Source organism: Microvirga splendida, assembly GCF_016427565.1.
In the GTDB taxonomy this organism is placed as follows: domain Bacteria; phylum Pseudomonadota; class Alphaproteobacteria; order Rhizobiales; family Beijerinckiaceae; genus Microvirga; species Microvirga splendida.
Map to the genome: position 1 here is coordinate 15,365 of NZ_JAELXT010000015.1, position 24,896 is coordinate 40,260.

General features: G+C 66.9%; 22 protein-coding genes. 11 read left to right on the forward strand and 11 right to left on the reverse strand.

All coding sequences use genetic code 11. The features are described 5' to 3' along the window. Positions 1–99: 99 nt before the first annotated feature. From rplI to rpsF, 4 genes are all read right to left on the reverse strand, one after another. A complete protein-coding gene (rplI, locus tag JAO75_RS14690) occupies positions 100–666 on the reverse strand; it encodes a 50S ribosomal protein L9 (protein ID WP_199049890.1) in 567 nt (188 codons plus the stop codon). 23 nt (positions 667–689) lie between these two features. Continuing rightward, positions 690–1,649, reverse strand: a complete 960-nt coding sequence (locus tag JAO75_RS14695) for a DUF2232 domain-containing protein (RefSeq protein ID WP_199049891.1) — start codon at positions 1,647–1,649, stop codon at positions 690–692. Between the two features lie 125 nt (positions 1,650–1,774). Continuing rightward, a complete protein-coding gene (gene rpsR, locus JAO75_RS14700; protein WP_036353512.1) occupies positions 1,775–2,035 on the reverse strand; it encodes a 30S ribosomal protein S18 in 261 nt (86 codons plus the stop codon). A gap of 2 nt (positions 2,036–2,037) precedes the next feature. Next, positions 2,038–2,442 (reverse strand): 30S ribosomal protein S6, encoded by a 405-nt coding sequence (rpsF, locus tag JAO75_RS14705; protein WP_199049892.1) that lies wholly within the window; start codon positions 2,440–2,442, stop codon positions 2,038–2,040. Between the two features lie 545 nt (positions 2,443–2,987). Here rpsF and JAO75_RS14710 point away from each other — a divergent pair. The 5 genes from JAO75_RS14710 (at position 2,988) to era (ending at position 6,735) form a co-directional block, all read left to right on the forward strand. Further along, positions 2,988–3,746: a pyridoxine 5'-phosphate synthase gene (locus JAO75_RS14710; protein ID WP_199049893.1), complete on the forward strand. Its 759-nt coding sequence runs from the start codon at positions 2,988–2,990 to the stop codon at positions 3,744–3,746. Further along, positions 3,743–4,141, forward strand: a complete 399-nt coding sequence (gene acpS, locus JAO75_RS14715) for a holo-ACP synthase (protein ID WP_036353529.1) — start codon at positions 3,743–3,745, stop codon at positions 4,139–4,141. Before JAO75_RS14710 ends, acpS begins: the two co-directional genes overlap by 4 nt. Before the next feature lie 199 nt (positions 4,142–4,340). Then, positions 4,341–5,117 (forward strand): signal peptidase I, encoded by a 777-nt coding sequence (lepB, locus tag JAO75_RS14720; RefSeq protein WP_425523193.1) that lies wholly within the window; start codon positions 4,341–4,343, stop codon positions 5,115–5,117. A 3-nt stretch (positions 5,118–5,120) separates the two neighbouring features. Beyond that, a complete protein-coding gene (gene rnc, locus JAO75_RS14725) occupies positions 5,121–5,831 on the forward strand; it encodes a ribonuclease III (RefSeq protein WP_199049894.1) in 711 nt (236 codons plus the stop codon). Next, positions 5,818–6,735, forward strand: a complete 918-nt coding sequence (gene era, locus JAO75_RS14730; RefSeq protein ID WP_199049895.1) for a GTPase Era — start codon at positions 5,818–5,820, stop codon at positions 6,733–6,735. The genes rnc and era overlap by 14 nt, the downstream gene beginning before the upstream one ends. Positions 6,736–6,837: 102 nt before the next feature. Here era and JAO75_RS14735 read toward each other — a convergent pair whose 3' ends face one another. After that, positions 6,838–8,586, reverse strand: coding sequence for a methyl-accepting chemotaxis protein (locus JAO75_RS14735; protein ID WP_199049896.1), 1,749 nt, complete (start codon positions 8,584–8,586; stop codon positions 6,838–6,840). A gap of 312 nt (positions 8,587–8,898) precedes the next feature. Between JAO75_RS14735 and JAO75_RS14740 the strand changes: the two genes are divergently transcribed. Continuing rightward, positions 8,899–10,674: an adenylate/guanylate cyclase domain-containing protein gene (locus JAO75_RS14740; RefSeq protein WP_199049897.1), complete on the forward strand. Its 1,776-nt coding sequence runs from the start codon at positions 8,899–8,901 to the stop codon at positions 10,672–10,674. 50 nt (positions 10,675–10,724) lie between these two features. Here the strand turns inward: JAO75_RS14740 and JAO75_RS24875 are convergent, their stop codons facing one another. Continuing rightward, positions 10,725–12,680, reverse strand: a complete 1,956-nt coding sequence (locus tag JAO75_RS24875) for an OmpA family protein (protein WP_246742515.1) — start codon at positions 12,678–12,680, stop codon at positions 10,725–10,727. A gap of 199 nt (positions 12,681–12,879) precedes the next feature. Between JAO75_RS24875 and recO the strand changes: the two genes are divergently transcribed. Together recO and parC are read left to right on the forward strand one after the other, a co-directional pair. Then, complete coding sequence (gene recO, locus JAO75_RS14750; protein ID WP_199049898.1) at positions 12,880–13,611, forward strand: DNA repair protein RecO; 732 nt, start codon at positions 12,880–12,882, stop codon at positions 13,609–13,611. Between the two features lie 66 nt (positions 13,612–13,677). Continuing rightward, positions 13,678–15,924 (forward strand): DNA topoisomerase IV subunit A, encoded by a 2,247-nt coding sequence (gene parC / locus JAO75_RS14755; protein ID WP_199049899.1) that lies wholly within the window; start codon positions 13,678–13,680, stop codon positions 15,922–15,924. Between the two features lie 275 nt (positions 15,925–16,199). On the opposite strand, the gene JAO75_RS14760 is transcribed toward parC, so the two are convergent. From JAO75_RS14760 to hemB, 5 genes are all read right to left on the reverse strand, one after another. Then, on the reverse strand, positions 16,200–16,946 hold the full coding sequence (locus JAO75_RS14760; protein WP_199049900.1) for an arginyltransferase: 747 nt from the start codon (positions 16,944–16,946) through the stop codon (positions 16,200–16,202). Positions 16,947–17,182: 236 nt separating this feature from the next. Then, complete coding sequence (locus tag JAO75_RS14765; protein WP_199049901.1) at positions 17,183–17,662, reverse strand: RDD family protein; 480 nt, start codon at positions 17,660–17,662, stop codon at positions 17,183–17,185. Positions 17,663–17,672: 10 nt separating this feature from the next. Further along, complete coding sequence (locus JAO75_RS14770) at positions 17,673–18,914, reverse strand: threonine ammonia-lyase (RefSeq protein WP_199049902.1); 1,242 nt, start codon at positions 18,912–18,914, stop codon at positions 17,673–17,675. Between the two features lie 29 nt (positions 18,915–18,943). Beyond that, positions 18,944–20,299 carry a branched-chain amino acid ABC transporter permease gene (locus tag JAO75_RS14775; RefSeq protein WP_199049903.1) on the reverse strand — a complete coding sequence of 452 codons (1,356 nt, stop codon included), beginning with the start codon at positions 20,297–20,299 and terminating at the stop codon, positions 18,944–18,946. Positions 20,300–20,325: 26 nt separating this feature from the next. Beyond that, positions 20,326–21,366 carry a porphobilinogen synthase gene (gene hemB, locus JAO75_RS14780; protein WP_199049904.1) on the reverse strand — a complete coding sequence of 347 codons (1,041 nt, stop codon included), beginning with the start codon at positions 21,364–21,366 and terminating at the stop codon, positions 20,326–20,328. Between the two features lie 188 nt (positions 21,367–21,554). Between hemB and JAO75_RS14785 the strand changes: the two genes are divergently transcribed. The 3 genes from JAO75_RS14785 (at position 21,555) to JAO75_RS14795 (ending at position 24,596) form a co-directional block, all read left to right on the forward strand. Next, complete coding sequence (locus JAO75_RS14785) at positions 21,555–22,607, forward strand: enoyl-CoA hydratase/isomerase family protein (RefSeq protein WP_199049905.1); 1,053 nt, start codon at positions 21,555–21,557, stop codon at positions 22,605–22,607. Then, positions 22,607–23,065 (forward strand): DUF6163 family protein, encoded by a 459-nt coding sequence (locus JAO75_RS14790; RefSeq protein ID WP_199049906.1) that lies wholly within the window; start codon positions 22,607–22,609, stop codon positions 23,063–23,065. The genes JAO75_RS14785 and JAO75_RS14790 overlap by 1 nt, the downstream gene beginning before the upstream one ends. Positions 23,066–23,324: 259 nt before the next feature. Beyond that, positions 23,325–24,596 (forward strand): L,D-transpeptidase family protein, encoded by a 1,272-nt coding sequence (locus JAO75_RS14795; RefSeq protein ID WP_199049907.1) that lies wholly within the window; start codon positions 23,325–23,327, stop codon positions 24,594–24,596. Positions 24,597–24,896 lie beyond the last annotated feature (300 nt).

Genomic DNA, 24,896 nt, shown 5'->3' on the forward strand with positions numbered 1-24,896 from the left:
TCTGCCAAAGCCTGAAACCCCAAAGAAAAAACGCTCTCCGTCGAATCGACGAAGAGCGCCATTCTAGAACAAAGCAAGAACTAGAGCAATCGCTCCAGCTTACGCCTCGTCGTCGCCGCCGGCCTCGGCCAGGGCAGCGCCGACCTCGAGACCGAGATCGTCGAGGTCCATCTCCTCGCGGGTCGTCACCGACTCGCCACGGGCCTGACGCTCGGCTTCCTCAGGGCTGCGGGCGACGTTGATGGTCACCTGAACCTCGACCTCCGGATGGAGGACGACCGGCACGGGGTGCAGGCCGATGGTCTTGATCGGCTGGTTGATGGCGATCTGGTTGCGATCGACCGTGAAGCCGTTCTGGGTCATGATCTCGGCGAGGTCGCGGGTCGAGACCGAACCGTAGAGCACGCCGGTCTCGCCGGACTGGCGCAGGATGATGAAGCTCTGGCCGTTCAGCTTCTCGCCGACGACTTCGGCTTCCTTGCGGCGCTCGAGGTTGCGGGCCTCGAGCTGGGCGCGCTGGGCCTCGAAGTGCTTCTTGTTGCCCTCGGTGGCGCGCAGAGCCTTGCCGCGCGGCAGGAGGAAGTTGCGGGCGTAGCCCGAGCGGACCTTCACGGTCTCGCCCATCTGGCCGAGCTTTGCGACGCGCTCGAGAAGGATCACTTCCATGGTTGTCTCCTTTAGGTTCGTGATCAGGTGGAAGGGGTTGGAGGCGGGGTCGGCCGCGAGCCGAAGCGGCGGCGCAGGCCGAAGGTGGAATCGGCGATGCCGAACAGGGCGAGGGCAACCATCAGGATGCCCTGGGTAATGAAGATGAGCACGTAGAGGGCGCTCAGGAGGAACCCCCGGCCCGACCGGCCCCGGGTGCGGTCGTGGATGGCGGCGAGGCCCTGCAGGGCGAAGGCCATCAGGAAGGCGCCCGACAGGGCCATGCCGAGAGCGCCGATGAAGCCGTCGACATTCGCCGCGATGAGCGCACCGACCAGGATCAGCCCGGCAGCGCGGGGCATCACCAGTTCCGGCACGGGAGCCCAGGGACGCGGCAGGCGCTTGGACGCCTGCACGATCCGGGCGGCAGCCCACAGGTAGAGCGCCAGAATGGTCACGAAGCCCTGGGCCGACAGGAAGGGCGTCAGACGGGCGAAGAGCGCAACCAGCTGCTCCCGGGTCTCGGCATCCACAGCCCCTTCGCCGGTGGCGAACTGAGCGTTCACGAAGGCCTCGGCCACGTCACGGGTGTTCTGGGCGAAGGCGGCGTAGTCGCCGCCCGTCGAGATCAGCCCGGCGGCGATGATGGTCAGTGCTGCGGTCGCGGCCGCCCAGGCCAGCAGCCGCCCGACCGGGTACCACTCCATGGTTCCGTCCGGCCCGGGGCGTCCGAGCAGGGCGAGATAGGACAGCCACCAGGCGGGCAGGGCGGTGATCAGCGCAAAGCCGATGCCGCTCAGCGGGGACAGGATGAACGCGATGGCAAGGCCGCCCACGAGGGCCGCCACGAGGCCGGAGCGGTGGTCCCAGCCGAGGGATACGATCAGGACGGGAATGGGGGCGAGCAGATACAGCATGGCCGCCAGCGGGGTCGCTTTCACGATCACCGCGGTCAGGAGGGCCGATACGAGCCCTGCGCCTATGCCTGTTGCTACAAAATTCATCGTCTCGCTGTCCCGCTGCTCAAGGCAGGGTTAGAGGCATCCGCCTCAACTGACCCGGCGGATTCTCACCGCTGGGCGATCTGGTAGGAGAATGGCTGCCCGACGGATCGGGCAGCCAAAGAGTTTTAGCGGATCACGTAGGGCAGCAGGCCCAGGAAGCGGGCGCGCTTGATCGCCTGGGCGAGCTCACGCTGCTTCTTGGCCGACACGGCCGTGATGCGGGACGGAACGATCTTGCCGCGCTCGGAAATGTAGCGGGACAGGAGCTTCGTGTCCTTGTAGTCGATCTTCGGCGCGTTCGGGCCCGAGAACGGGCAGGTCTTGCGACGGCGGAAGAAGGGACGACGGCCGCCGCCAGCGGCGCCACCGGTTGCACCAAATGCCATGATTAAGCCTCCTCGCCTTCGCCGGCGGCCTCGAAGCCACCGCCGTCGCGCTCACGGCGCTCGCGGTCCTTGCGCTCATCGCGGTCGCGCTTCTGCATCATCACGGACGGCTCGGTCTCGAGCTCTTCGACCTTGATGGTCATGAAGCGAAGGATGTCTTCGTTGATGCGCATCTGACGCTCCATCTCGGCCACGGCCGGGGCCGGAGCGTTGAGGTTGAACATCGTGAAATGCGCCTTGCGGTTCTTCTTGATCCGGTAGGCGAGGGACTTCACGCCCCACATCTCGGTCTTGTCGACGCTGCCGCCATTCTGCTCGATGACGCCCTTGTACTGGTCGACCATAGCCTCGACCTGCTGCGGGGTGACATCCTGGCGAGCCATGAAGATATGCTCATAGAGAGGCATAATGGGCCTTTCTCAGGGTTTGAGGACAAGCCTTGCACTGTTTTGAGGAGTGTCTCGGCCGTTTCGCGCATCCGATCGGCGCCAAGCCCTTCGAGCCTGCAAGGCCCGAGCGATTGTCGAAGGCGGAGACACGGGACGACGGGTTCGTGAAAACCCTGCATGGCCAAGCCATGCCGTCCGTTCAGCCCCCGGCCGGAGCGAACGCGAAGCGGGGGCTATAGGCGATTTGGGCCGGGAAGGCAAGAGCGAGGGAGCTTGCCGTTTCCCACGTCATCACCGGCCTCGTGCCGGTGATTTCGTTTTGGAGAGTGTGCCGCGCGCTGTCATTCCGGGGCGAGCGTAGCGAGAGCCCGGAATCCATAACCACGACGTTTCACGAAAAACGGTCAGAGTCACACCTCTTTCTGAGTCGTCAGCGTTTATGGATTCCGGGCTCGGCCATAGGCCGCCCCGGAATGACGCCTGGCGACGATTTGCCGTTGATAGTACGGCCGGGCCCGAACGGAACCCTGGTCAGCGGCTCAGACTAGGCTACAAACATCCTTATGAACACTCTTCCCCTACGCCTCGGCGTCAACATCGACCACGTCGCCACCGTCCGGAACGCCCGCGGCGGCACCCATCCCGACCCGATCCGGGCCGCCCACCTGGCCGTTCTCGCCGGGGCCGACGGGATCACGGCCCATCTGCGGGAGGATCGCCGCCATATCCGCGATCAGGACATGGAGCGGCTCAAGCGCCAGCTCTTCGTGCCGCTCAATTTTGAGATGGCCGCGACCTCGGAGATGATCGGCCTTGCCGCACAGCTGCGCCCCCATGCCGCCTGCCTCGTGCCGGAAAAGCGCGAGGAGCGCACCACGGAAGGGGGGCTCGACATCATCGGCGCCCATGCCAGTCTCCGTCCGGCGATCCAGGAGCTGAAGGGCGAGGGCATCCGCGTGTCCCTGTTCGTCGAGCCGGAGGTGGAGGTCATGGACGCCGCCTGCGACCTGGGAGCTCCCGTGGTGGAGCTTCATACGGGCACCTATTGCGAGGCCGTGCTCGAGGGCGACGAGGCGAGAATCGCCCATGAGCTGGCGCGCCTGCGCCGGGCCGCCGAGCACGGAGCCGGCATCGGCCTCGAGATCCACGCCGGCCATGGGCTCGACCTCAACTCGGTCCGGGCCGTGGCGGCCATTCCGCAGATCGTGGAGCTGAATATCGGCCACTTCCTCATCGGCGAGGCCATTTTCCTCGGCCTCGACGAGGCCGTGCGGGCCATGCGCGCCGCCATGGACGAGGGCCGGGCGCAGGTGCCGGCATGATCCTCGGCATCGGATCCGACCTCTGCGACATCCGACGGATCGAGAAATCCATCGAGCGCTTCGGTGACCGCTTCACCCATCGCATCTACACGGAGGGCGAGCGGGCCAGGAGCGACCGCCGGGCCGCCCGGGCTCCTTCTTATGCCCGCCGCTTCGCCGCCAAGGAGGCCTGCGCCAAGGCCTTAGGCACGGGCCTGAGCCACGGCGTCTTCTGGCGCGACATGGAGGTGGTCAACCTCCCCGGCGGGCGCCCGACCATGCGCCTGACGGGCGGCGCCCTGGAGCGCCTGCAGGCCATGACGCCGGCAGGGCACAAGGCCGTCGTCCATGTGTCCCTGACGGACGACCCGCCCATGGCTCAAGCCTTCGTGATCATCGAGGCGCTGCCGGCCTGAAACAGGGGCTGCGTTGCGGCAGGCCGCGGCTTAGGTTAGAGCATGGCGCGGCAAAGCGGCCTTCCCGGTCGCATTCAGTTGCCGCAACGACGATATCGAGAGAGGCTTGCACCCGGGGCTGAGTGCAAACCCCTCTCGACTGTCACAGCACAGGAGGGCGGCAGAAGCTGCCCTGTCCGAAGAGCATAGGTCGAGCGACGTGAGCGAAAAAACCGGCAAATACGTAGGTAGCACCGTGAAGAACGAAGAAGGCGGCCTCTGGGAAACGATCAAGGTCATCATCCAGGCCCTTCTGATCGCGGTTGTCGTCCGCACGGTGCTGTTCCAGCCCTTCAACATCCCCTCGGGCTCCCTTATCCCGACCCTGCTGATCGGCGACTACCTGTTCGTGTCGAAGTATTCCTACGGCTATTCCAAGCACTCCATCCCCTTCAGCCCGGGCATCTTCTCCGGCCGGATCTTCGGCTCGGAGCCCAAGCGCGGCGAGATCGCTGTGTTCAAGCTGCCGAAGGACAACTCGACCGACTACATCAAACGCGTGGTCGGTCTGCCGGGAGACAAGATCCAGGTGGTCAGCGGCGTGCTGCACATCAACGGCCAGCCGGTCCAGCGCGAGCGCATCGAGGACTACAAGACGACCGACCTTTACGGCCGCACCGTCAGCGTTCCCCAGTTCCGCGAGACGCTGCCCGGCGGCGTCACCTACAACGTCATCGAGCGCGACGGCGACCGCGGCTACTGGGACAACACCAATGTCTACACGGTGCAGCCCGGCCACTTCTTCATGATGGGCGACAACCGCGACAACTCCACCGATTCCCGCGACGACGCGAGCGTCGGGCAGGTGCCGTTCGAGAATCTCGTGGGCCGCGCCGAGATCATCTTCTTCTCGATCGACGAGACCGCGTCCCTGTGGCGTCCGTGGGAATGGCCGCAGAAGATCCGCTGGAACCGTCTCTTCGAGGGGATCCGCTGACCCGTGGCACGCCGCAAGCCGAACCTCGACGAGCTTCTGGACAAGCTCGGCTACCGTTTTGAAAACCCTGCACTCCTGGACGAAGCGCTGACCCATGTCAGCGCCCCCAAGGCGGATGGGCAAAGCTATCAGCGCCTGGAATTCCTGGGCGACCGGGTGCTCGGCCTCGCCATCGCCGACCTGCTCTATCGCACCTTCCCTGGCGCCCCCGAGGGCGAGCTCTCCCGGCGCCTGGCGGAGCTGGTGCGCCGTGAAAGCTGCGCCGAGATCGCCATCGCGTGGGATGTGGGTCCTCATCTCAAGCTCGGCGCCGGCGAGGCGCATTCGGGCGAGCGGCGCAACCAGACCATCCTGGCGGATGTGGCCGAGGCGATCATCGGCGCCGTGTTCCTGGATCGCGGCTACGAGGCCGCCCGCAACTTGGTCGAGGGCGCGTTCAAGCCCCTGCTGGAGGCGCCCCGCAGACCGCTGCGCGATCCCAAGAGCGCCTTGCAGGAATGGGCGCAAGGGCGCGGCCTGCCGCCTCCGACCTACGCCATCGTCGAGCAGACCGGCCCCGACCACGCGCCCAAGTTCCGGGTCGTGGTGAGGGTCAAGGGAACCGAGAACGAGTTCGGCCTCGGCACATCGAAGCGCATCGCGGAACAGGCGGCGGCGCGAAGCCTTCTCTTGAGAGAGGGCGTCTGGACGGAGGAAGAGCATGGAACAGCCTGAACAGACCACCACGAAGGCCGGTTTCGTCGCTCTCATCGGCGCCCCGAACGCAGGCAAGTCGACGCTGCTGAACTCGCTCGTCGGCTCCAAGGTCTCCATCGTGTCGCGCAAGGTGCAGACCACCCGTGCGCTGGTGCGCGGCATTGCCATCGAGGGCGAGGCGCAGCTCATCTTCGTCGACACGCCGGGCATCTTCAAGCCGAAGCGCCGCCTCGACCGGGCCATGGTCACCTCGGCCTGGGGCGGAGCGGGCGACGCGGACGTGATCGCCCTGCTGCTCGACGTGCGCAAGGGCATCGACGAGGAGGCCGAGGCGATCCTCGCCAAGCTGCCGGAGCTGAAGCGTCCGAAGGTCCTGATCCTCAACAAGATCGATCTGATCGAGCGCTCCAGGCTTCTGGAGATGGCCTCCAAGCTCAACGAGCAGGTCCCGTTCGCCCACACGTTCATGATCTCGGCGCTCAAGGGCGACGGCATCGAGACCATGAAGCGCCAGCTCGCGCAGATGATGCCGGAAGGACCCTGGCTCTATCCGGAAGACCAGATTTCTGACGCTCCCCTGCGCATGCTGGCCGCCGAGATCACCCGCGAGAAGATCTACGAGCGCCTGCACGAGGAGCTGCCCTACCAGTCCACGGTCGAGACCGATCAGTGGCAGGTGCGGCCCGACGGTTCGGTGCGCATCGAGCAGACCGTGTTCGTGGAGCGCGACAGCCAGCGCAAGATCGTGCTCGGCAAAGGCGGGCAGACCATCAAGGCCATCGGCCAGTCGGCCCGCAAGGAGATCGCCGAGATCGCCGAGTCGCCCGTTCACCTCTTCATCTTCGTGAAGGTGCGCGAGAACTGGAGCGACGATCCCGAGCGCTACCGCGAGATGGGCCTGGAATTCCCGCGCGGAGACTAGCGCATCGTGCGGACCCCTGGGTCCGGTCCACACGATGCGCCAACATAAAGCGTAAGCATCGGATGATCCCAAAAGTGCAAATCCACTTTTGGGTCCGATGCTTTAAGCCCGGTACGCCGTTCGCAAGCCGCCCCAGTGGCGGCCGAGAACCCGGATGGGGGCGTCCACCTCCTGCATCATCACGATCTTGCCGCCGCCCATATCGCGGGCATAGGCCTGCACGATAAAGGGCCGGGTGGAGCGTGCCGCCGTGATGCCGGCGCGGTCGTCGAAGATCCGCTTGTTGCGCGCGTTCGCGGCGTTCCACACCGGATCGCCAGCCCGCTGGGCTTGGGAATAGATCCTGTTGTGGACCGGGATGTAGCCGTTGCGGTCGATGGCGAGGCAGAAGGCCATGGCGGAATCCGTGGCCAGGACCTTCTCGAGGATCGGCGGCAGCAGCGTCTCGAAGACCGGAAGATAGGCCGTGCCGTACTGGACCGGATCCGTTCCGGGAATCAGCCGGTAGTCGGTGTCGAACACGGCATCCCGCGAGACTTGGCCACCGGCGACGGCCTGCTCGATCAGCATCTCCACTTGGCGGGCGGTTTCCTTGGCGAGGAGGATGCGCGGCCGGTAGCTCGTCTCCACCTGCGCCACGAAATCGTCGATGCGGGCGCGCGCCTCGTCGTTGAGCCTGTCGAAGCAGCAATGGATGCCCATGGGGCTGAGAGCGACGACCCGGGCGCTGACGCGGCCCAGATGCTGGATGTCGATCTCGACAGGCGCGCCGGGCCTTGCATCGAAGCCGGGAGCGGCGGCCATGAGCAGCCCGCCGGAGCTGACGTCGATCAGCCGTGAGGAAGCGCTCCGCTGGGCGATCCACAGCGTCGCCGGGCGCTCGACGGGGAACCGGTCCGCCCGGCGCCTGTCGCCGATCTCGCTCTGGCGGATGACGGTGACGAAACGCTGCCCGAGGGCTTTTGCCAACCCGTCGGCCTTCCGGGTGGCCTGATCGGCCTCATGGGCGCGGCCGCTCGCGTTGAGCGAGATGGAATCCACGTCGCCCGCGCGGTCGCTCACCCGGGCGACGCTGGAGGAGGTCTCCCCGGCGAGGCGGGAGGCCTCGCTGATCGCGGCGTTCTGCTCGCCGACGGCGCCGCGCACCGTGTCGAAGACGGGGCGGACGCCTTGCACCGCCTCCACCACCTCCGTCACGGCGCCCGTCGAGGCCTGGGCGGTATCGCGCAGGCGGTCGATGCGCTGGCGGATATCGTCGGCGGCCTTGCCGGTCTGGGTGGACAGGGCCTTCACCTCGTTGGCCACCACCGCGAAGCCCTTTCCGGCCTCGCCGGCCCGGGCCGCCTCGATGGTGGCGTTCAGCGCCAGCAGGTTGGTCTGGCGCGCCACCGCCGAGATCGTGTCCACGATGCCGACGATTTCCGTCGTCGCGGCGGACAGTTGCAGGATCAGGTCGCTGGCTTTCCGGGCGGCTTCGATCGCGTTGTCGATGCGCGTGCTCGCATGCTCCATCGAGCGGCCGATCTCGGCCGACGTGACGGCGAGTTCTTCGGTCGAGGAGGCAAGGGAAAGGCTCTCGGCCGATGCGGTCTTGCCCGAGGAGGCAAGCTCTCCGGCATAGCCGCGGATCTCGGCAAGATCCTTCTCCACCGCCGCCACGTCCGATGCTGCGACTGCAATCGCCCGCGTGACGCCCTCGATGGCTTTCAGCACATCGGCTTCCAGCGAGTCCACCACCTCGGTGTCGAGGCGGCTCTCGCGTGCGGCGGGGAGCGTTTCTTCCTCCGATGCGACCTGAACCGCGTCATCCAGGGCATCTGATTGTGGAGCGCGCCGCAGAATACCAAACATCGCCGGCTTCCATTCTTTTCATGCTTAACCCAGCGTCACCTGAAAACGTTAAGGAAGGGACAATGCCGAACGATATTTCTCCCCGGATCGTCGTCGCGCGCCCGTTCGCTCATGCGGAGCCGGCGCCTGGCCCGAAAACAGCCCGCCGATGCAGAAATTCCGTTGAATTGCAGGGATTCGCAGTCTTTTCCGACGCAACCAGATGAGCCGCAGGGCTTTATCATGGAAGGTGATGGAAAGCCGTCTCCTCTCCGGACACAGCCTTCCTGGCGTTGCGTTCAAGCCGTTTCGCGTCGACGTCCCGGAGTGGCCATGAGCAGCCCTTCTGATCACACGGCGCAAAGGCGTCTCGCCGCTGTCCTTGCCGCTGACGTGGTGGGCTATTCCGATCTCATGTCCCGGGACGAGGAAGGGACGCTCAACCGCCTCCGGGATCTCCGGCGCCAGGTCATCGAGCCGCGAATCCAGTCTCATCACGGACGGCTTGTGAAGACGATCGGGGACGGGTTCCTGATCGAGTTCGCGAGCCCCGTCGATGCGGTGCGCTGCGCGGTCGAACTTCAAGAGGCTGTGGCCGCCCGCCCCGGGAAGGCCGATGCCAAGCCGCTTCAGCTACGCGTCGGCATCAATCTCGGCGATATCGTGGTCGAGGAGGACGGCGACATCTTCGGCGACGGCGTGAATGTCGCCTCCCGCCTGCAGAAGATGGCGCTGCCCGGCGGTATCTGCCTCTCGGGCAAGGTCTACGACGAGGTGAGGGGCAAGCTTGCCTACGAGTTCGAGGACCGGGGTGAGCACCAGTTCAAGAACATCGGGCAGGCGATCCGGGTCTTCTGCCTGCTGGAAGGGATGGACACGAGACAGGCATCCGGCGAGCGGCGCTCCGCCCGGTCTCACCCGGAGGGGCCGTCCATCGCGGTGCTGCCCTTCGTCAACATCAGCAAGGATCCCGAGCAGGAATACTTCGCCGACGGAATCGTCGAGGACATCATCGCGGCCCTGTCGCGCTTCAGGTCCTTCTTCGTCATCGCCCGGAATTCGACCTTCGCCTACAAAGGGCGCACCGTCGCCGTCCAGCAGATTGGCCGGGAGCTCGGCGTGCGCTATGTGCTGGAAGGCAGCGTCAGGCGCTCGGGGCCGCGAATCCGGATCACCGCGCAGCTCGTCGATGCGAATACCGGGATCCATCTCTGGGCCGAGCATTACGACGGCGTGGTCGAGGATGTGTTCGACCTTCAGGACCGGATCACCGCCAGCGTCGTCGGATCGATCCAGCCGTCGATCAGAACGGCCGAGATCGAGCGCGCCAGGCGCAAGCGCCCCGAGAACCTCGATGCCTACGATCTCGTGATGCGGGCGCTTCCTTATGTCTGGGCTCTGGAATACGAGGCCAACAAGGAGGCGGCGCGGCTTCTCGACAAGGCGCTTCTCCTCGATCCGGGCTATCCGCTCGCTATAGCGCTCGCAGCCTGGTGCCGCGGCCAGCGCATCGTCTACAACTGGTCGAAGAACCTGCAGGAAGACAAGCGCGAGACCCTGCGCCAGGCTCAGGCCGCGGCGGCGCTGGCCCATGACGACCCGTTCATCCTGACGGTGCTCGGCGCGGCCCTGACGATCACGCGCGAGTACCAGCGCGCCACGTCCATGCTGGAGCGGGCGCTGTCGCTCGACCCCAACTCGGCTTGGGCCTGGAACCGGAGCGGCTGGCTGCACAACTACCAGGACGATCCGGAGATCGCGATCCAGCATTTCGAGCGATCCCTACGCCTGAGCCCGTTCGACCCGATGGCCTTCAACTGCGAGATGGGAATCGGCTGTGCCCACTTCATCGCCAAGCGCTACGACCTTGCCGCGCAATGGCAGGAAAAAGCGCTCATGAGCAAGCCGAGGACCGCCTGGATCCATCGCACGCTCGCGCCGGCCTATTCCTTGGCGGGTGAGGCCGACAAGGCGCGGGAGAGCGTCGGGGAACTGGTGAAGGGCTATCCCGGAATCCGGATCGCCGACATCCTCCAGGCCATGGCCTTCAGCAAGGAGGTGATGAGCCGCTTCGCCGAGGGGCTGCGGCAGGCAGGCCTTCCGGAATGAGCCTCTGCAAATGAAAACCGGGAGGGTAATGGCCCTCCCGGTCTGTGAGGTTACTGCTGCTGGTTCTGGCCCTGCAGCAGCGGGGTGATCCGGCGCAGGGTCACGCGGCGGTTCTCCCGCTCGGGGGCTTCGGTTGCCACCTTCAGGTACTGCTCGCCGTAGCCCTGCGTCGTCAGGTTCTCGGCGGGGATCTGGAACCGCTCCGTCAGAATCGTCGCGATGGTCTCGGCGCGACGGTCGGAGAGGGTCAGGTTGTCCTCGTCGGAGCCGACTGCATCCGTGTGACCTTCGACCAGGAAGATCTCGTTCGGGTTGCGGGAGATCGCCTCCCGCAGGCCCGCTGCAATCGTGCTCAGAGCATCGATCTGATCCGACGGCAGTTCCCAGGAGCCGAACTCGAAGGTGACTGCATTGAGATCCACCCGCCGCATGCGCTCACGCAAGGGCTGACTGCGGCGAACCTCGTCGAGGGTGTAGGCCCGTTCGACGCGCTCCACCGGCGGCGCCGTGAAGGCCTCGACGATGTCAGCCCGGGAAGCCCGCTCCGTCTCGACGATGTATTCCTCGCGCGGGATGCGCACCGTGGGAGGCGGCAGGCGGATGACCTCCTCCTCCATGTAGCCGTAGCCGGGACGGCGCTCGACGCCGCGGCGGCGGTTCTCGATCAGCACGACCTCCTGCCCGGCGGGCTCGCGCCGGATACGGCGGATCAGGTTGCCGTACTCGTCGCGCACGGTGACGATCTCGGTGCCGTCAGGGCGGCGCACGATGGTGACCTCTTCGTTCCCACTGCGCCGTTCGACGCGAACGTCCGCATCGCGATACGCCCGGCGGAAGCGCTGGGTCTCGTCGTGGCGGATGATGACCTCGTCGCCCTGGCGGATGATCGTCCGGTTGCCGGGCTCTTCGATGATCAGGCGGCCGCCTTCACGACGCTCGCGCCGCTCCCGGCGCAGATCGTCGATGCGGACGCGCGCCGGATCCAGCGGCTGGGCCGCGGCAGGACCGGCCTGTTGAGGCGCGCTCTGGACCGGTGCGGCTGGAACCGTCGGAAGGGTTCGGCCGGTCGGAGCGGCAGGCGCTGCGGTCGTCGGGGCTGCAGGCGCAGGGGTCGGAGCCGCGGGAGCTGCCGTCGGGGCCGAAGGTGCAGGCGTCGCCGGAGCCGTCGGAGCTGTGGTCGTGGTCGGAGCGTCCTGACCCGGACGCTGGTCGCGGGCGCGCTGACGATCCCGGTCGGGTCGGTCGCGGTCGGGTCGCTCGGTGTCGCCTTGCCGCCTCGGCCGCTCCGCATCGGCGGGACGTGGAGCGTCTGCGGCAGGCCGCTGCTGGGCCGGTGCCGGAGGCTTGGCCGGCTGGGCCGCCGGAGCCGGGGTGCTCGGCGGAGTTTCGGCCGCAGGCGAGGGCTGGCGGGGACGCTCGCGCTCGCCGGCGGGACGATCCCGATTACGTTCACGCTCCTGGGCAGCCGGACGGTTCGGGCGGTCCGGTGTCTCGGCGGACGGCCGGGCGCGCTCCGCAGGCTCCCCCTGGGCAGGACGGGCCGGCGTGGCCGGTGTGGTGCCGGAGGGCGGGGTGGGCCGCTCGCCGGGCTGCGCCGAGCCGCGACGCGGCGACGGGGCATCCTCGGATTCCGTGGCGCGTTGGCCGCGCGGTCCATCGGGACCGCCACGCTCTGCCGGGCCTGCACCGCGCGGCGGGCGCTGGCCGCGCTCCTCGGAGGCTCCGGGGCCGCCGGCGTCCTGGCCGCCCTGCCTGCGCTCCTGCCGCTCTTGCCTGCGCTCCTGCGCGTCCTGTCGGCGTTCCTGGCCCTGGCCGCCACCGCGCGGCGAATCCGCGTCCTGGCGCGGTCTGCGGCGGACGCCGGGTTGATCATCCTCGTCGGCACTCGGTCCGGCCTGGGCCAGGACGAGAGGCGTCACGGCTTCCGGCTGGAGCGCCGACACGTTTGCCGGCAGCAGCATCAGGGGAAGGGCGGTGCTCGCAAGAAACAGGCTGGAGAGTTTCATGATCCTCAATTCATCACTATGCACACTAAGGTGTTCGACAATGTGAAGGGGGCGGTTTGGTTCCCCCCGGCGGCGTCTCGAGGCTTCTGCAACACAATTTTAGAAGTTGCCGGATATCGTTGAAAAACATGGATGAATGCCCCCTGAATGCTTACATCAGGATTCCGGCAGATCTCTTTTCCGAAGGCCACCGCCACCGATGCACTGGACTGACGAAGGCGTCGTTCTCGGCGTTCGCAAGCACGGGGAATCGAGCATCATCCTCGAGCTGATGACGCGCGAGCACGGCCGGCATCTGGGGCTGGTCCATGGCGGGCGCTCCAAGACCCTTCAGGCGGTGCTCCAGCCCGGCAACACCGTGCAGGCGACCTGGCGGGCGCGGCTCGACGAGCACCTGGGCACCTATCAGGTCGAGGGGCTGAACCTGCGCGCCGCGCGCCTCATGGGCTCGTCCATGGCGCTCTACGGCCTGGCGACCCTCGCCCACCTCCTGCGCTACTTCCCGGAGCGCGACCCGCATTTCGCCCTGTTCGAGACGCTCACCGTCCTTGTCGACCACCTGGACGATCCGGATCTCGCCCCGGCGCTGTTCGTGCGTTTCGAGCTCGCCATGCTCACGGAGCTCGGCTTCGGGCTCGATCTCACCAGCTGCGCCGCGACCGGCACCGAGCGGGACCTCACCTATGTGTCGCCCCGCAGCGGGCGGGCGGTGTCGGCCGAGGCCGGGGAGCCCTACAAGGACCGGCTGCTCAAGCTGCCGGGCTTCTTGATCGGCCAGACCAGGGCCAACCGGCCGCGGGAGGAGGACATCCGGGAGGGATTTGCGCTCACCGACTTCTTCCTGCATCAGAACGTCTTCGGCCCGCAGGGGCAGCGGGCGCCGGACGAGCGGGCGCGTTTCGTCGCACTGGCCACGGCTGGGGATGAATGATGTTTGTTTCTGTTATGTTCTCTTTTCAGATGATAAGAAGCGATTCGCAGTTGAGGATTTCGAGTTATGGGTAAGCCGGTCAATCCGCCGTCAGGGGGCGAGATCGAGAACATCAATCTCAAGGACGCCCTTGAGGAGCGCTATCTCGCCTACGCGCTCTCGACCATCATGCACCGCGCGCTGCCGGATGCCCGCGACGGGCTCAAGCCCGTCCACCGCCGCATCCTGCATGCCATGCGGCTCCTGCGGCTCGACCCGAAGTCAGCGCCGAAGAAATGCGCCCGCATCGTCGGCGACGTGATGGGCCAGTTCCACCCGCACGGCGATCAGTCGATCTACGAGGCGCTGGTGCGCATGGCGCAGGATTTCGCTCAGCGCTATCCGCTGGCGGACGGGCAGGGCAACTTCGGCAACATCGACGGCGATGGCGCCGCCGCCATGCGCTACACCGAAGCGCGCATGACGGAAGTGGCGCGCCTGCTGCTGGAGGGCATCGACGAGGACTCGGTCGATTTCCGCGAGACCTACGACCAGGCCAACGAGGAGCCGGTGGTGCTGCCGGCCGCCTTCCCGAACCTGCTGGCCAACGGCTCGCAGGGCATCGCGGTCGGCATGGCGACCTCGATCCCGCCGCACAACGCCGCCGAGCTGTGCGACGCGGCCCTGCACCTGATCGCCAAGCCCAATGCCGGTACCGAGCAGCTGATGCAGTATGTGCAGGGGCCCGACCTGCCGACCGGCGGCATCATCGTCGACACGCCGGCCGCCATGGCCGAGACCTACAGCACCGGCCGCGGCTCGTTCCGCGTGCGCGCCCGCTGGGCCAAGGAGGACCTCGGCCGCGGCAACTGGCAGATCGTCGTCACCGAGATTCCTTACGCGGTGCCGAAGTCGCGCCTGATCGAGAAGATCGCCGAGCTCCTGCAGGAAAAGAAGCTGCCGCTGCTGGCGGACGTGCGCGATGAATCGGCCGAGGACATCCGCGTGGTGCTGGAGCCCCGCGCCAAGACCGTCGATCCGATCATCCTGATGGAATCGCTGTTCAAGCTCACCGAGCTCGAGAGCCGCGTTCCGATGAACGTGAACGTGCTCGCCGGCGGCAAGGTGCCGAAGGTCCTGAGCCTCGCCGAGTGCCTGCGCGAATGGCTCGACCATCGCCGCGAGGTGCTGATCCGCCGCTCCCGGTTCCGGCTCGCCGCCATCGACCGGCGCCTGGAGATTTTGGGCGGCCTGCTCATCGTCTATCTCGACCTCGACCGGGTGATCAAAATCATCCGCGAGGAGGACGAGCCGAAGGTGGAGCTGATGCGCGTCTTCCAGCTCACCGAAGTGCAGGCCAACGCCATCCTCGACACGCGCCTGCGCAGCTTGCGCAAGCTCGAGGAGATGGAGCTCAAGCGCGAGCAGAAGAGCCTGCAGGACGAGAAGTCGACGATCGAGGAGCTGCTCGGCTCCGAGAAGGTGCAGTGGAAGACGATCTCGGCCGAGATCAAGGAGGTCCGCAAGACCTTCGGTCCCGACACCCCGCTGGGCCGCCGCCGCACCACCTTCGATCAGGCGCCGGACACCTCCGACATCGACTTCGCCGAGGCCATGATCGAGCGCGAGCCGGTTACGGTCATCGTCTCGCAGAAGGGCTGGATCCGCGCCATGAAGGGCCACCAGGCCGATCTGTCGGCCGTGCAGTTCAAGGGCGACGATGCGCTCAAAACGGCCTTCTTCGCCGAGACCACGTCCAAGATCGTGGTGGTGGCGGACAATGGCCGGTTCTTCACCCTGGAGGCCTCCAAGCTCCCCGGCGGCCGCGGCTTCGGCGATCCGATCCGCCTCATGGTCGACCTGGAGGAGGGCGCCGACTTCATCGCTGCGTTCCCATACAGGGCCGGCTCGAAGCTGCTGGTCGTTGGTACGGACGGACGCGGCTTCGTGGTGCCCACCGACGAGGTGACGGCGAACACCCGCAAGGGCAAGCAGATCCTCAACCTCGACGCGCCGTCGAAGATGGTGGTCTGCGCTGAAGCCGAGGGCGACCATGTCGCGATCATCGGCCAGAACCGCAAGCTGCTGATCTTCCCGATGAAGCAGGTGCCCGAGATGACCCGCGGCAAGGGCGTGCGCCTCCAGCGCTACAAGGACGGCGGCGTCTCCGACGCCAAGGTCTTCACGCTGAAGGAGGGCCTGACCTGGAAGGACACCTCCGGCCGCACCTGGACGGTGGCCAAGGAGGACCTGCGTGACTGGATGGGCGACCGCACCGAAGCCGGCCGCCTGCCGCCGAAGGGCTTCCCGAAATCGAACAGTTTCGGGGAGTAAGCATCAGAAAACGTCATCCCGGACGGCGCGAGCCGATCCGGGATCGCGCTGTCAGAAGTTTCCACGTCATGGCCGGGCTTGTCCCGGCCATCCACGTTTTTAGGAAACACCCACCTCATCCTGAGGAGCAGACGCAGTCTGCGTCTCGAAGGAGCTTCCAGAGAGCACTGGAGCCTCCTTCGAGACGGTCGCTCCGCGACCTCCTCAGGATGAGGGTTGAGAAAGGAAAGACGTGGATGCCCGGCACAAGGCCGGGCATGACGGGTGTAAGAAAGTCACTCCACCCGCGCCCAGCCTTGCGCCAGAAGCCGCTCCTGCGGCTTGAAGCGGGCCTTGTAGCCCATCTTCTTGGAGCCCTCGACCCAGTAGCCGAGATAGAGATAGGGCAGGCCCATGGCTTTCGCGCGCCGGATGTGGTCGAGGATCATGAAGGTGCCGAGGCTGCGGTGCTGCATCTCGGGGCCGTAGAACGAGTAGACCATGGAGAGGCCGTCGCTCATCTCGTCGGTGAGGCACACGGCGATCAGGTCGCCCGATCCCCTGCCGGTGATGCCGCTGTCGATCCCGCGCCGGCGGTACTCGATGAGCTTGGTGTCCACATGGCTGTCCTCGACCATCATGGAATAGTCGAGCACGGTCATGTCGGCCATGCCGCCATCCGCGTGGCGCATGTCCACGTAGCGGCGGAACAGGGAGTACTGCTCGGAGGTGGGACGGTTGGGCAGGGCATGGCCGATGAGATCGGCATTGTCCTTCAGCACGCGCCTGAGATTGCCCGAAGGCTCGAATTCATCCACCAGCACCCGCACCGACACGCAGGCCCGGCAGGTGTCGCAGGCGGGCCGGTAGGCGATGGTCTGCGACCGGCGGAAGCCGCCCTGCGTGAGGATCTCGTTCAGCTCCCGCCCGCGCCGGCCCACGATATGCGTGAAGACTTTGCGCTCCTCCTTGCCCGGCAGGTAGGGGCATGCGGACGGGGAGGTGAGGTAGAACTGCGGTGCGTCGCGGGGCTGGCTCGTCAATCGGGAAAGCCTTGTGGAGTAACCTTGAGCACTGATTCAACGCTCAAGGATAACATTGGTGTCCCGGCCGTCCAGGAAAAGTGGGCGGATGTCGCAGGGATGTGTTTTCAGATCACTCGCACCCCGTTGTCATCCCCGGCGAGCGGAGCGAGGGAAGGGGATCCACTCGCACGTACAGCGCTATGGATTCCCTTCCCCTCCGCTGCGCTCCGGCCGGGAATGACACCCGCGACAGCTCAAGCCCTGATGACCATCATCCCCGTGAGTAGGTCGCGGATAAAGCGCCGGTCGTCGCGGACGAAGCCGACGAGCACGTCGCAGGCCCAGAGCAGGAAGGTGGAGACCGCCACGTAGAAGAACAGCGCGTGCACGGCGGCCGAGAGCGGGGAGGCGCCCTGGCCGGTGCGCGGGTCGATCACCCGCAGGCCCATGTAGCGCATGCCCACCGTCGCCTGGGACGAGCCGCCGATGGTCACCGCGTTGTAGACGATGAAGATCAGCGCCGTGAGCGGAAGCGCGAAGAACAGCCCCCAGCCGAGGCCGAGCGTGATGATGCCGAGGAAGAAGATGCCGATGGAGATCAGCACCACCCAGAGGGCGATCACCACCAGGTCGATCAGGTAGGCCCAGAAGCGGCGGGCGATGACGCCCTCCGTCACCCGGTCGACCTCGTAGGACGGATAGTTCAGGGTCGGCGGGTAGGGGCGGTTGACCATGGGTCTCTCCTCAGAAGGTGGTCTCGGGCAGGCTGCGGGACACGATCCGCTGCGGAGCGAGTCCCTCGGCCGAAAGCGCCTCGAACACCTCCAATGTATGTTGTCTGTCGCGCGTTTCGATAGTGATGTCGATGGAAACGCCCTTGGCCGGCACGTCGAGGAACAGGCGCCCGTGCGACACCTCCAGGATGTTGGCCCCGAGCTGGCCGAGAAGGCTCGCCACGCGGCCCAACAGGCCCGGCCGGTCGTTGGAGGTGATGCGGAAGGAGGTGATGCGGTCGTCGCGCTCCAGTTCGCGCACCATCACCGAGGCGAGGATGCGGGCGTCGATGTTGCCGCCGCAGAGCACGAGGCCCACGCGCTTGCCCTCGAACCGCTCCGGCTGCGCCATCATGGCCGCGAGGCCCGCCGCGCCCGCGCCTTCCGCCATGGTCCGCTGCAGGGTGGCATAGGCGTTCACCGCGCGCTCGATCACGGGCTCGTCCACGGCGATGATGTCGGACACGAGGTCGCGCACAATGGGGAGCGGCAGCTGCCCCACGGTCTTGACCGCGATGCCCTCGGCCAGCGTCGCGCCGCCGATCGGCTGGTTCTGACCCAGGATTGCATTGCGGAAGGAGGGGTAGAGGGCAGCCTCCACGCCGATGACCTCGATATCGGGCTTGTGCGCCTTCACGGCGACCGTGATGCCTGAAATCAATCCGCCGCCGCCGATAGGCACGATGATCTGGTCGAGATCGGGCGCGTCGGCGAGCATCTCGAGGCCGATGGTGCCCTGGCCGGCCATGACCTTCGGGTCGTCGTAGGGATGCACGAAGACGAGGCCCTCGGCCTCGGCGATCTCGCGGGCGCGGGCCGCGGCCTCGTAGAGCGTTTCGCCGAAGAGGATCACCTTGGCCCCGTAGGAGCGGGTGTTCTGCGCCTTCACCAGGGGCGTGCCCTCGGGCATGACGATGGTGGCCGGGATGCCGAGACGCCGCGCGTGGTAGGCTACCGCCTGGGCATGGTTGCCCGCCGACATGGCGATGACCCCGCGGGTGCGCTCGTCGGCCTTCAGGCTTTCCAGCTTCGTCACCGCGCCGCGCTCCTTGAAGGAGCCGGTCGGCTGCATGTTCTCGTGCTTCACGCAGACCTTGGCGCCGGTGAGCTGCGACAGGCGCGGTGCCGGAACGAGCGGCGTTCGCAGGACCTGCCCCTGGATGGTCTGCGCCGCGCGTTTCACGTCGTCGATGGTGATGGCGTAATCGGCCACTGTGTCCTCCGGACTCTCACTATACGCCCTTAAACGGGTCTTGGCGTTGGATCTTGGAAGCCCAGCAGGCCGCCGGGCCGGAAGATCAGGAACACGACGAGCGCTGCGTAAAGCGCCATGTCGCGAGCCTCGATGGGCAGATACGCCGACCACAGGGTCTCGAACAAGCCCACCGCGAAACCTCCTAACATCGCCCCCGGGATGGAGCCAATCCCGCCGATGATGGCGGCGATCAGCGCCTTGAGCCCGTACTGGAAGCCGCCGGCGAACCCGAGGCCGCCATATTGGGCGACGATCAGCATGCCCGAGAGCCCCGCCATGGCGCCCGCGAGGCCTAAGGTCCGGGTGAGCAGGCGAGGGCCGTCGACTCCCATGAGCGCCGCCGCCTTGGGGTCATCCGCATAGGCCCGCCAGGCCCGTCCGAAGCCGGTGGCCTTCACGAGCCAGAGAAGGCTCAGGGCCGCGATCAGGCCGGTGCCGCTGGTGATGGCCGTGATCGGCGTCAGGCTCACGAGAAAATCCTGTGCACGGGCGAGCGGCCAGGCCTCCGACCAGATCGGCGGCAGCCACACGGTCACGGGGCTCTGCACGAGCCGCAGGTATTCCATCAGGAACAGGGAAAGCCCGACGGTCGCGATGAGGCTCGGCTGCGGGCTCTCGGCCCTGATCCGTCCGATGGTGAAGTGACCCCCGACCGCGCTGTGGATGGCGCCTGCGAAGAGCGCAGCCGCGAGACCTGCCGCGAGCCCGAGCACCGGCGCACTGGCGCCGGAGGCCAGCACCACCGCGGCCCCGGCAATGGTGGCCGCCGATCCCACGGCCGCGAGCTCGCCGAAGGCGAGGTTGATCCGCCCGCTCAGGCCGAACACCAGGGCAAAGGCCACCGACAGCAGCGCGTAGATGGCGGTGCGCGGCAGGCTCACCAGGATCTGCTGCAGCCAGTAGGCGGCGGCCATCGGGATCTCGGTTACGTCCGCGTCGGGCCGGCTGCCGGGATCGCCGGCCACGCCCTCGGGCGTTTCGAGATAGTAGCGCTTGAGCATGTAGAGGCTGGCGCCGGAAAGCGGCCCTTCCTCGGTGCCGAGGCCCGTCAGCTCCGCCTTGTTGGGCGACAGCCCCGCCGCGGCGAACTGGCAGATGGCGAACCGCTCCAGCACCGGGCGGTCCGGACGCTGGGCGATGTAGTCGACCCGCAGGCTGCGCGCGACCGGCCCCTCCCGCACCCGCTCGACGGTGATCACCGCGTCTGGGTTGAGCGCGGGCAGTGCCGACCGGCAGACCCGCGCCTGCTCAGCGTCGATGGAAAGGCCGCAGGCAGATATGATACTCAGACCCCACAGGAGGATGGCAAGCCGCCACAACCTGACGAGTCCTGAGCCTAACATGTGCGAGCCTGAATGATTGACGGCAATCAGCCCTGCTTCAGCTTCTCCGCGACCCGGGGGGCGAAGTAGGTGAGGATGCCGTCCGCGCCGGCCCGCTTGAAGGCCAGGAGGCTTTCCATCATCGCCCGCTCCCCGTCGATCCAGCCGTTCATGGCCGCGGCCTGGATCATCGCGTACTCGCCGGAGACCTGGTAGGCGAAGGTCGGGACCGCGAAGGTGTCCTTGGCCCGGCGCACGATGTCGAGATAGGGCATGCCGGGCTTCACCATGATCATGTCCGCGCCCTCGTCGAGGTCGAGGGCGATCTCGCGCAGGGCCTCGTCGGAATTGGCCGGGTCCATCTGGTAGGTGCGCTTGTCGCCGACCAGGCAGGCGCTGGTCCCGATGGCATCGCGGAACGGGCCGTAGAAGGCGGAGGCGTATTTCGCCGCATAGGCCATGATCTGCACGTCCTGGAACCCGGCCTCGTCGAGGCCTTCGCGGATCGCCGCGACGCGCCCGTCCATCATGTCGGACGGTGCGATGATGTCGGCCCCGGCCTCGGCCTGAAGGATCGCTTGGCGCACCAGCAGGGCAACCGTCTCGTCGTTGAGGATCCGCTCGCCCTCCAGCACGCCGTCATGGCCATGGCTGGTATAGGGATCGAGAGCGACGTCGCAGATGATGCCGATATTCGGCACCGCCTTCTTGATCTCGCGCACGGCCCGGCAGACGAGGTTACGGCTGTTGAGCGACTCGGATCCCGTCGGATCGCGCAAGCTCGGGTCGGTATAGGGAAACAGCGCGATGGCCGGGATGCCGAGGGACGCGGCCCGCTCGGCCTCGCGCACGGCTTCCGCGATGGTGAGGCGCTCGACGCCCGGCATGGAGGCGACCGGGGTGCGGCCGCTCGCGCCCTCGACGATGAAGACCGGCCAGATCAGGTCGTTGGCCGTCAGCACGTTCTCGCGCACCAGCCTGCGCGCCCACTCGGCCTTGCGGTTGCGGCGCGGGCGGTGGGACAGGTTCAGGGAGGACGACAGGGCTTCCTCTGAAGCAGGGCGGCGGAACGGAGACAGCTTCGACATGATCCTCATCCAGCCCCGGCTTCGCTGCGCCGGCGGCTGCCCAGAGGGTTAGCACATTTAAATCCTTCTAAAAAAGGGTGCGAGGTCGCAGTTCCGCAGGATCCGTGGAAGATTGGCCTGAACCCAGCCATGGATTGACGGCCGGCCTCGGCCTTGTTCTAAGCCGCTTTGAAACGAAGGAGTGGTCCATGGACGAGAGCGTCGAAGTCGTCTGCGAAAAGCAGGGGGAGGCCGGGCTCATCACGCTCAACCGTCCCAAGGCGCTCAATGCCCTCAACCTCGCCATGGTGTGCGAGATGCGCCGGGCGCTCGACGCCTGGGAGCGGGATCCCGCCGTGACGCGGGTCATGGTGCAGGGAGCTGGCGAGAAGGCCTTCTGCGCCGGCGGCGACATCCGGCAGCTCACCGAGGATCTGAAGGCCGGCAGGCGCGAGGAGGCGCTCGCCTTCTGGCGCGAGGAATACCAGCTCAACATCCGCATCAAGCGCTACCCCAAGCCCTACATCGCCCTCATCGAAGGCATCGTCATGGGCGGCGGGGTCGGCGTGTCCCTGCACGGCTCGCACCGGGTGGCCGGCGAGCGCTACCTCTTCGCCATGCCGGAGGTGGGCATCGGCTTCTTCCCCGATGTGGGCGCCACCTACGCCCTGCCGCGCCTGCCGGGCCAGACCGGCATGTACCTCGCGCTCACGGGAGAGCGGGTGAAGCGAGCCGACGCCGTCATGCTGGGCCTCGCCACGCACGCCGTAGCCAGCGATGCCATTCCCGCTCTGCGCGAGGCGCTGATCGCCGGCGCGCCGGTGGACGAGGCCCTTAGCCAAGCCGCCGCCGATCCCGGCCCCGCGCCCCTGGAAGCCCACCGGGCGGTGATCGATTCCTGCTTCTCGGCCGACAGCGTCGCCGCGATCCTGCAGCGCCTCGACGAGGCCGCCGCCAAGGGCTCGGACTTCGCGGCCAAGACCGCCGCGGGCATGCGCACCAAGTCGCCGATCAGCATGAACCTCGCCTTCGAGCAGGTGCGCCGGGGCGCGTCCCTCGATTTCGAGGAGGCCATGAAGGTCGAGTTCCGCATCGTCTCCCGCATCGGGGACGGGCACGACTTCTACGAGGGCGTCAGGGCGGTCATTATCGACAAGGACAACCAGCCCCGCTGGCAGCCGGACTCCATCGATCAGGTGGACGGGGCGGCCATCGAGCATCACTTCGCGAGCCTCGGGCCGCACGAGCTGGAGATCGCCTGATGCCCCACAGAGGCAGCCAGTCCTCCGGCCACGCGGCGCGGGAGTACCTTTCGGACCGGATCGAGGAGCGTCCGGCGCCCCAGGGCTTCATGCGCTGGAGCTTCGTGCTCACCTGCTTCATGCGCATCCTGGCGATTCTCTGGATCATGAAGGGCCTGAGCGCCTGGGCGGTGATCCTCGGCATCTGGACGCCCATCGGCCATTTCGAGGCCCGGTCCACGGGGTATCAGGCCACCATCATCTATTTCGCCCTGATCGACCTGATCGCCGCCGTGGGCCTGTGGATGGCGAGCACCTGGGGGGGAATCATGTGGCTTCTCGCCATCATGAGCCACCTGATCCTGGCAGGTTTCTTCCCGGGAATCGTTTCGGGCGGCGTCACGACGGTGGCGTTCTTCCTCACCCTCATGGCCGTCTACCTGGCCGTCTCCTGGCTGGCGGCCCGAGAGGCGCACTGAACCGGCTTCTACGGCCAAGCTCCTCACGCAGAAGTGTATCCTCAAGACAACAGTCGAAGGTTACATCGTGCTCGGGAGCGGTTCCGGGGTGCGAGGGGCGGCCCATTGGCCGCTTTGCCATAAAACGGCCCCGATGTTCCTCGTTTTCGATACCGTTCCTTAATCCAATCCCGGCACTTATCGCCAGGAGAGGATGGGAGCCGGGCATCCGCCCGCCGCTCCTGCCGTGACCACTTCTAACCGGGAAGAGCCTGCGCTCATGTTGTCTCGCCGTACCCTACTGACTGGATCGCTCGCCCTGATCTTCACGCCGGCCACCGGTGCCATGGCGCAGCAGTTCGCCCAGAACCAGGCCGAGTGGTCGCAGAATTACGAGGCGGTCTCCCGCTCCCGCGTGCAGCGGACCTCGACCCCGATGCTCTCGGCCGAGTCGCTCGCCGCCACCGAGCAGATGATCGAGTACTACCGCAACATCGCGGCCCGCGGCGGCTGGCAGCCCGTGCAGGGCGTCCAGGGCCTGCGCGTCGGCTCCAAGAGCCCGGCCGTCATGGCCCTGCGCCAGCGCCTCATCACCTCCGGCGATCTCGATCCGGCCGCCGGCGAATCGCCGATCTACGATTCCTACGTCGAGGCGGCCGTGCGTCGCTTCCAGGCCCGCCACGGCATCAGCTCGACGGGCACCATGACCGGCCCGACCGTGGTCGCCATGAACGTGCCGGTCGACCTGCGCATCCGCCAGCTCGAGATCAACGTCGCCCGCCTGCGCAGCCTCGTGGGCTCCGGGCTTCCCGCCCGGTACGCGGTCGCCAACATCCCCGCCGCTCTCGTCGAGGCGGTGGAGGGCGGTGTCGTCCACACCCGCCATGCGGCCGGCGTCGGCAAGATCGACCGCCAGTCGCCCCTGCTGAACTCGAAGGTGGTCGAGGTCAACTTCAACCCGTTCTGGACGGCTCCCGCCTCCGTGGTGAAGAAGGACCTCATCCCGAAGATGCAGAAGGAGCCGAACTACCTGACCGAGAACAAGATCCGCATCTTCAATGCGGCCGGCCAGGAGGTTCCCTCGAGCCAGATCAACTGGTTCTCGGACGAGGCGACCCGCTACCGCTTCCGCCAGGATCCGGGCGGCGACCTGAACTCCATGGGGTTCGTGCGCATCAACATCCCGAACCAGCATGGCGTGTACATGCACGACACGCCCTCCAAGGGCATCTTCGGCGACGACTTCCGCTTCGTCTCCTCGGGCTGCATCCGCATCCAGAACGTGCGCGACTACATCGAGTGGCTCCTGAAGGACACCCCCGGCTGGACCCGCGAGCAGATCGACGCCACCTTCCGGTCCGGCGAGCGCATCGACGCCCGCCTGGCGCAGCCGGTTCCGATCCACTGGATCTACGTCACCGCCTGGGCGACCCCGGACGGCCTCGTGCAGTTCCGCGACGACATCTACAACAAGGACGGCCTCGGCACCGCCATCCCGGTCGCGAGCCGGGTGCCCACCGAGCCGGACCAGGAGATGTTCCTGCAGAACTGACCTGCGGAGCTCACCTCTATCGCTACGTCATCACCGGCCTTGTGCCGGTGATTTCGTTTGGAGAGGCGCGGGTCTCCCTCTCCCGTGTGGGAGAGGGTTGGGGTGAGGGAAGGCCCGTGCCGAATAAAGTGCCGCGTGTAACGTGCTGCATCGGAGACGACGGCACTTTGCTGGTGAAGCCGCATGCCCTCACCCCTGCCCCTCTCCCGCCCGGGAGAGGGGAGGCTGTAGCGGCGTTGCATTGCCTCTGGGAAGCGCCTCGCTCTGACTGTTCGACCCCCACCCGAACGCTGCCGCGGC

Bases quoted from the DNA above. Each gene is read 5' to 3' on its own strand.
- era (WP_199049895.1), top strand. From the start codon at position 5,818: ATGGAACAGCCTGAACAGACCACCACGAAGGCCGGTTTCGTCGCTCTC.
- hemB (WP_199049904.1), bottom strand. From the start codon at position 21,366: ATGTCGAAGCTGTCTCCGTTCCGCCGCCCTGCTTCAGAGGAAGCCCTG.
- JAO75_RS14785 (WP_199049905.1), top strand. From the start codon at position 21,555: ATGGACGAGAGCGTCGAAGTCGTCTGCGAAAAGCAGGGGGAGGCCGGG.
- JAO75_RS14795 (WP_199049907.1), top strand. From the start codon at position 23,325: ATGTTGTCTCGCCGTACCCTACTGACTGGATCGCTCGCCCTGATCTTC.
- recO (WP_199049898.1), top strand. From the start codon at position 12,880: ATGCACTGGACTGACGAAGGCGTCGTTCTCGGCGTTCGCAAGCACGGG.
- JAO75_RS14790 (WP_199049906.1), top strand. From the start codon at position 22,607: ATGCCCCACAGAGGCAGCCAGTCCTCCGGCCACGCGGCGCGGGAGTAC.
- rpsR (WP_036353512.1), bottom strand. From the start codon at position 2,035: ATGGCATTTGGTGCAACCGGTGGCGCCGCTGGCGGCGGCCGTCGTCCC.
- JAO75_RS14775 (WP_199049903.1), bottom strand. From the start codon at position 20,299: ATGTTAGGCTCAGGACTCGTCAGGTTGTGGCGGCTTGCCATCCTCCTG.
- JAO75_RS24875 (WP_246742515.1), bottom strand. From the start codon at position 12,680: ATGAAACTCTCCAGCCTGTTTCTTGCGAGCACCGCCCTTCCCCTGATG.
- JAO75_RS14695 (WP_199049891.1), bottom strand. From the start codon at position 1,649: ATGAATTTTGTAGCAACAGGCATAGGCGCAGGGCTCGTATCGGCCCTC.
- acpS (WP_036353529.1), top strand. From the start codon at position 3,743: ATGATCCTCGGCATCGGATCCGACCTCTGCGACATCCGACGGATCGAG.
- JAO75_RS14735 (WP_199049896.1), bottom strand. From the start codon at position 8,586: ATGTTTGGTATTCTGCGGCGCGCTCCACAATCAGATGCCCTGGATGAC.
- parC (WP_199049899.1), top strand. From the start codon at position 13,678: ATGGGTAAGCCGGTCAATCCGCCGTCAGGGGGCGAGATCGAGAACATC.
- JAO75_RS14710 (WP_199049893.1), top strand. From the start codon at position 2,988: ATGAACACTCTTCCCCTACGCCTCGGCGTCAACATCGACCACGTCGCC.
- JAO75_RS14765 (WP_199049901.1), bottom strand. From the start codon at position 17,662: ATGGTCAACCGCCCCTACCCGCCGACCCTGAACTATCCGTCCTACGAG.
- JAO75_RS14740 (WP_199049897.1), top strand. From the start codon at position 8,899: ATGAGCAGCCCTTCTGATCACACGGCGCAAAGGCGTCTCGCCGCTGTC.
- rpsF (WP_199049892.1), bottom strand. From the start codon at position 2,442: ATGCCTCTCTATGAGCATATCTTCATGGCTCGCCAGGATGTCACCCCG.
- rplI (WP_199049890.1), bottom strand. From the start codon at position 666: ATGGAAGTGATCCTTCTCGAGCGCGTCGCAAAGCTCGGCCAGATGGGC.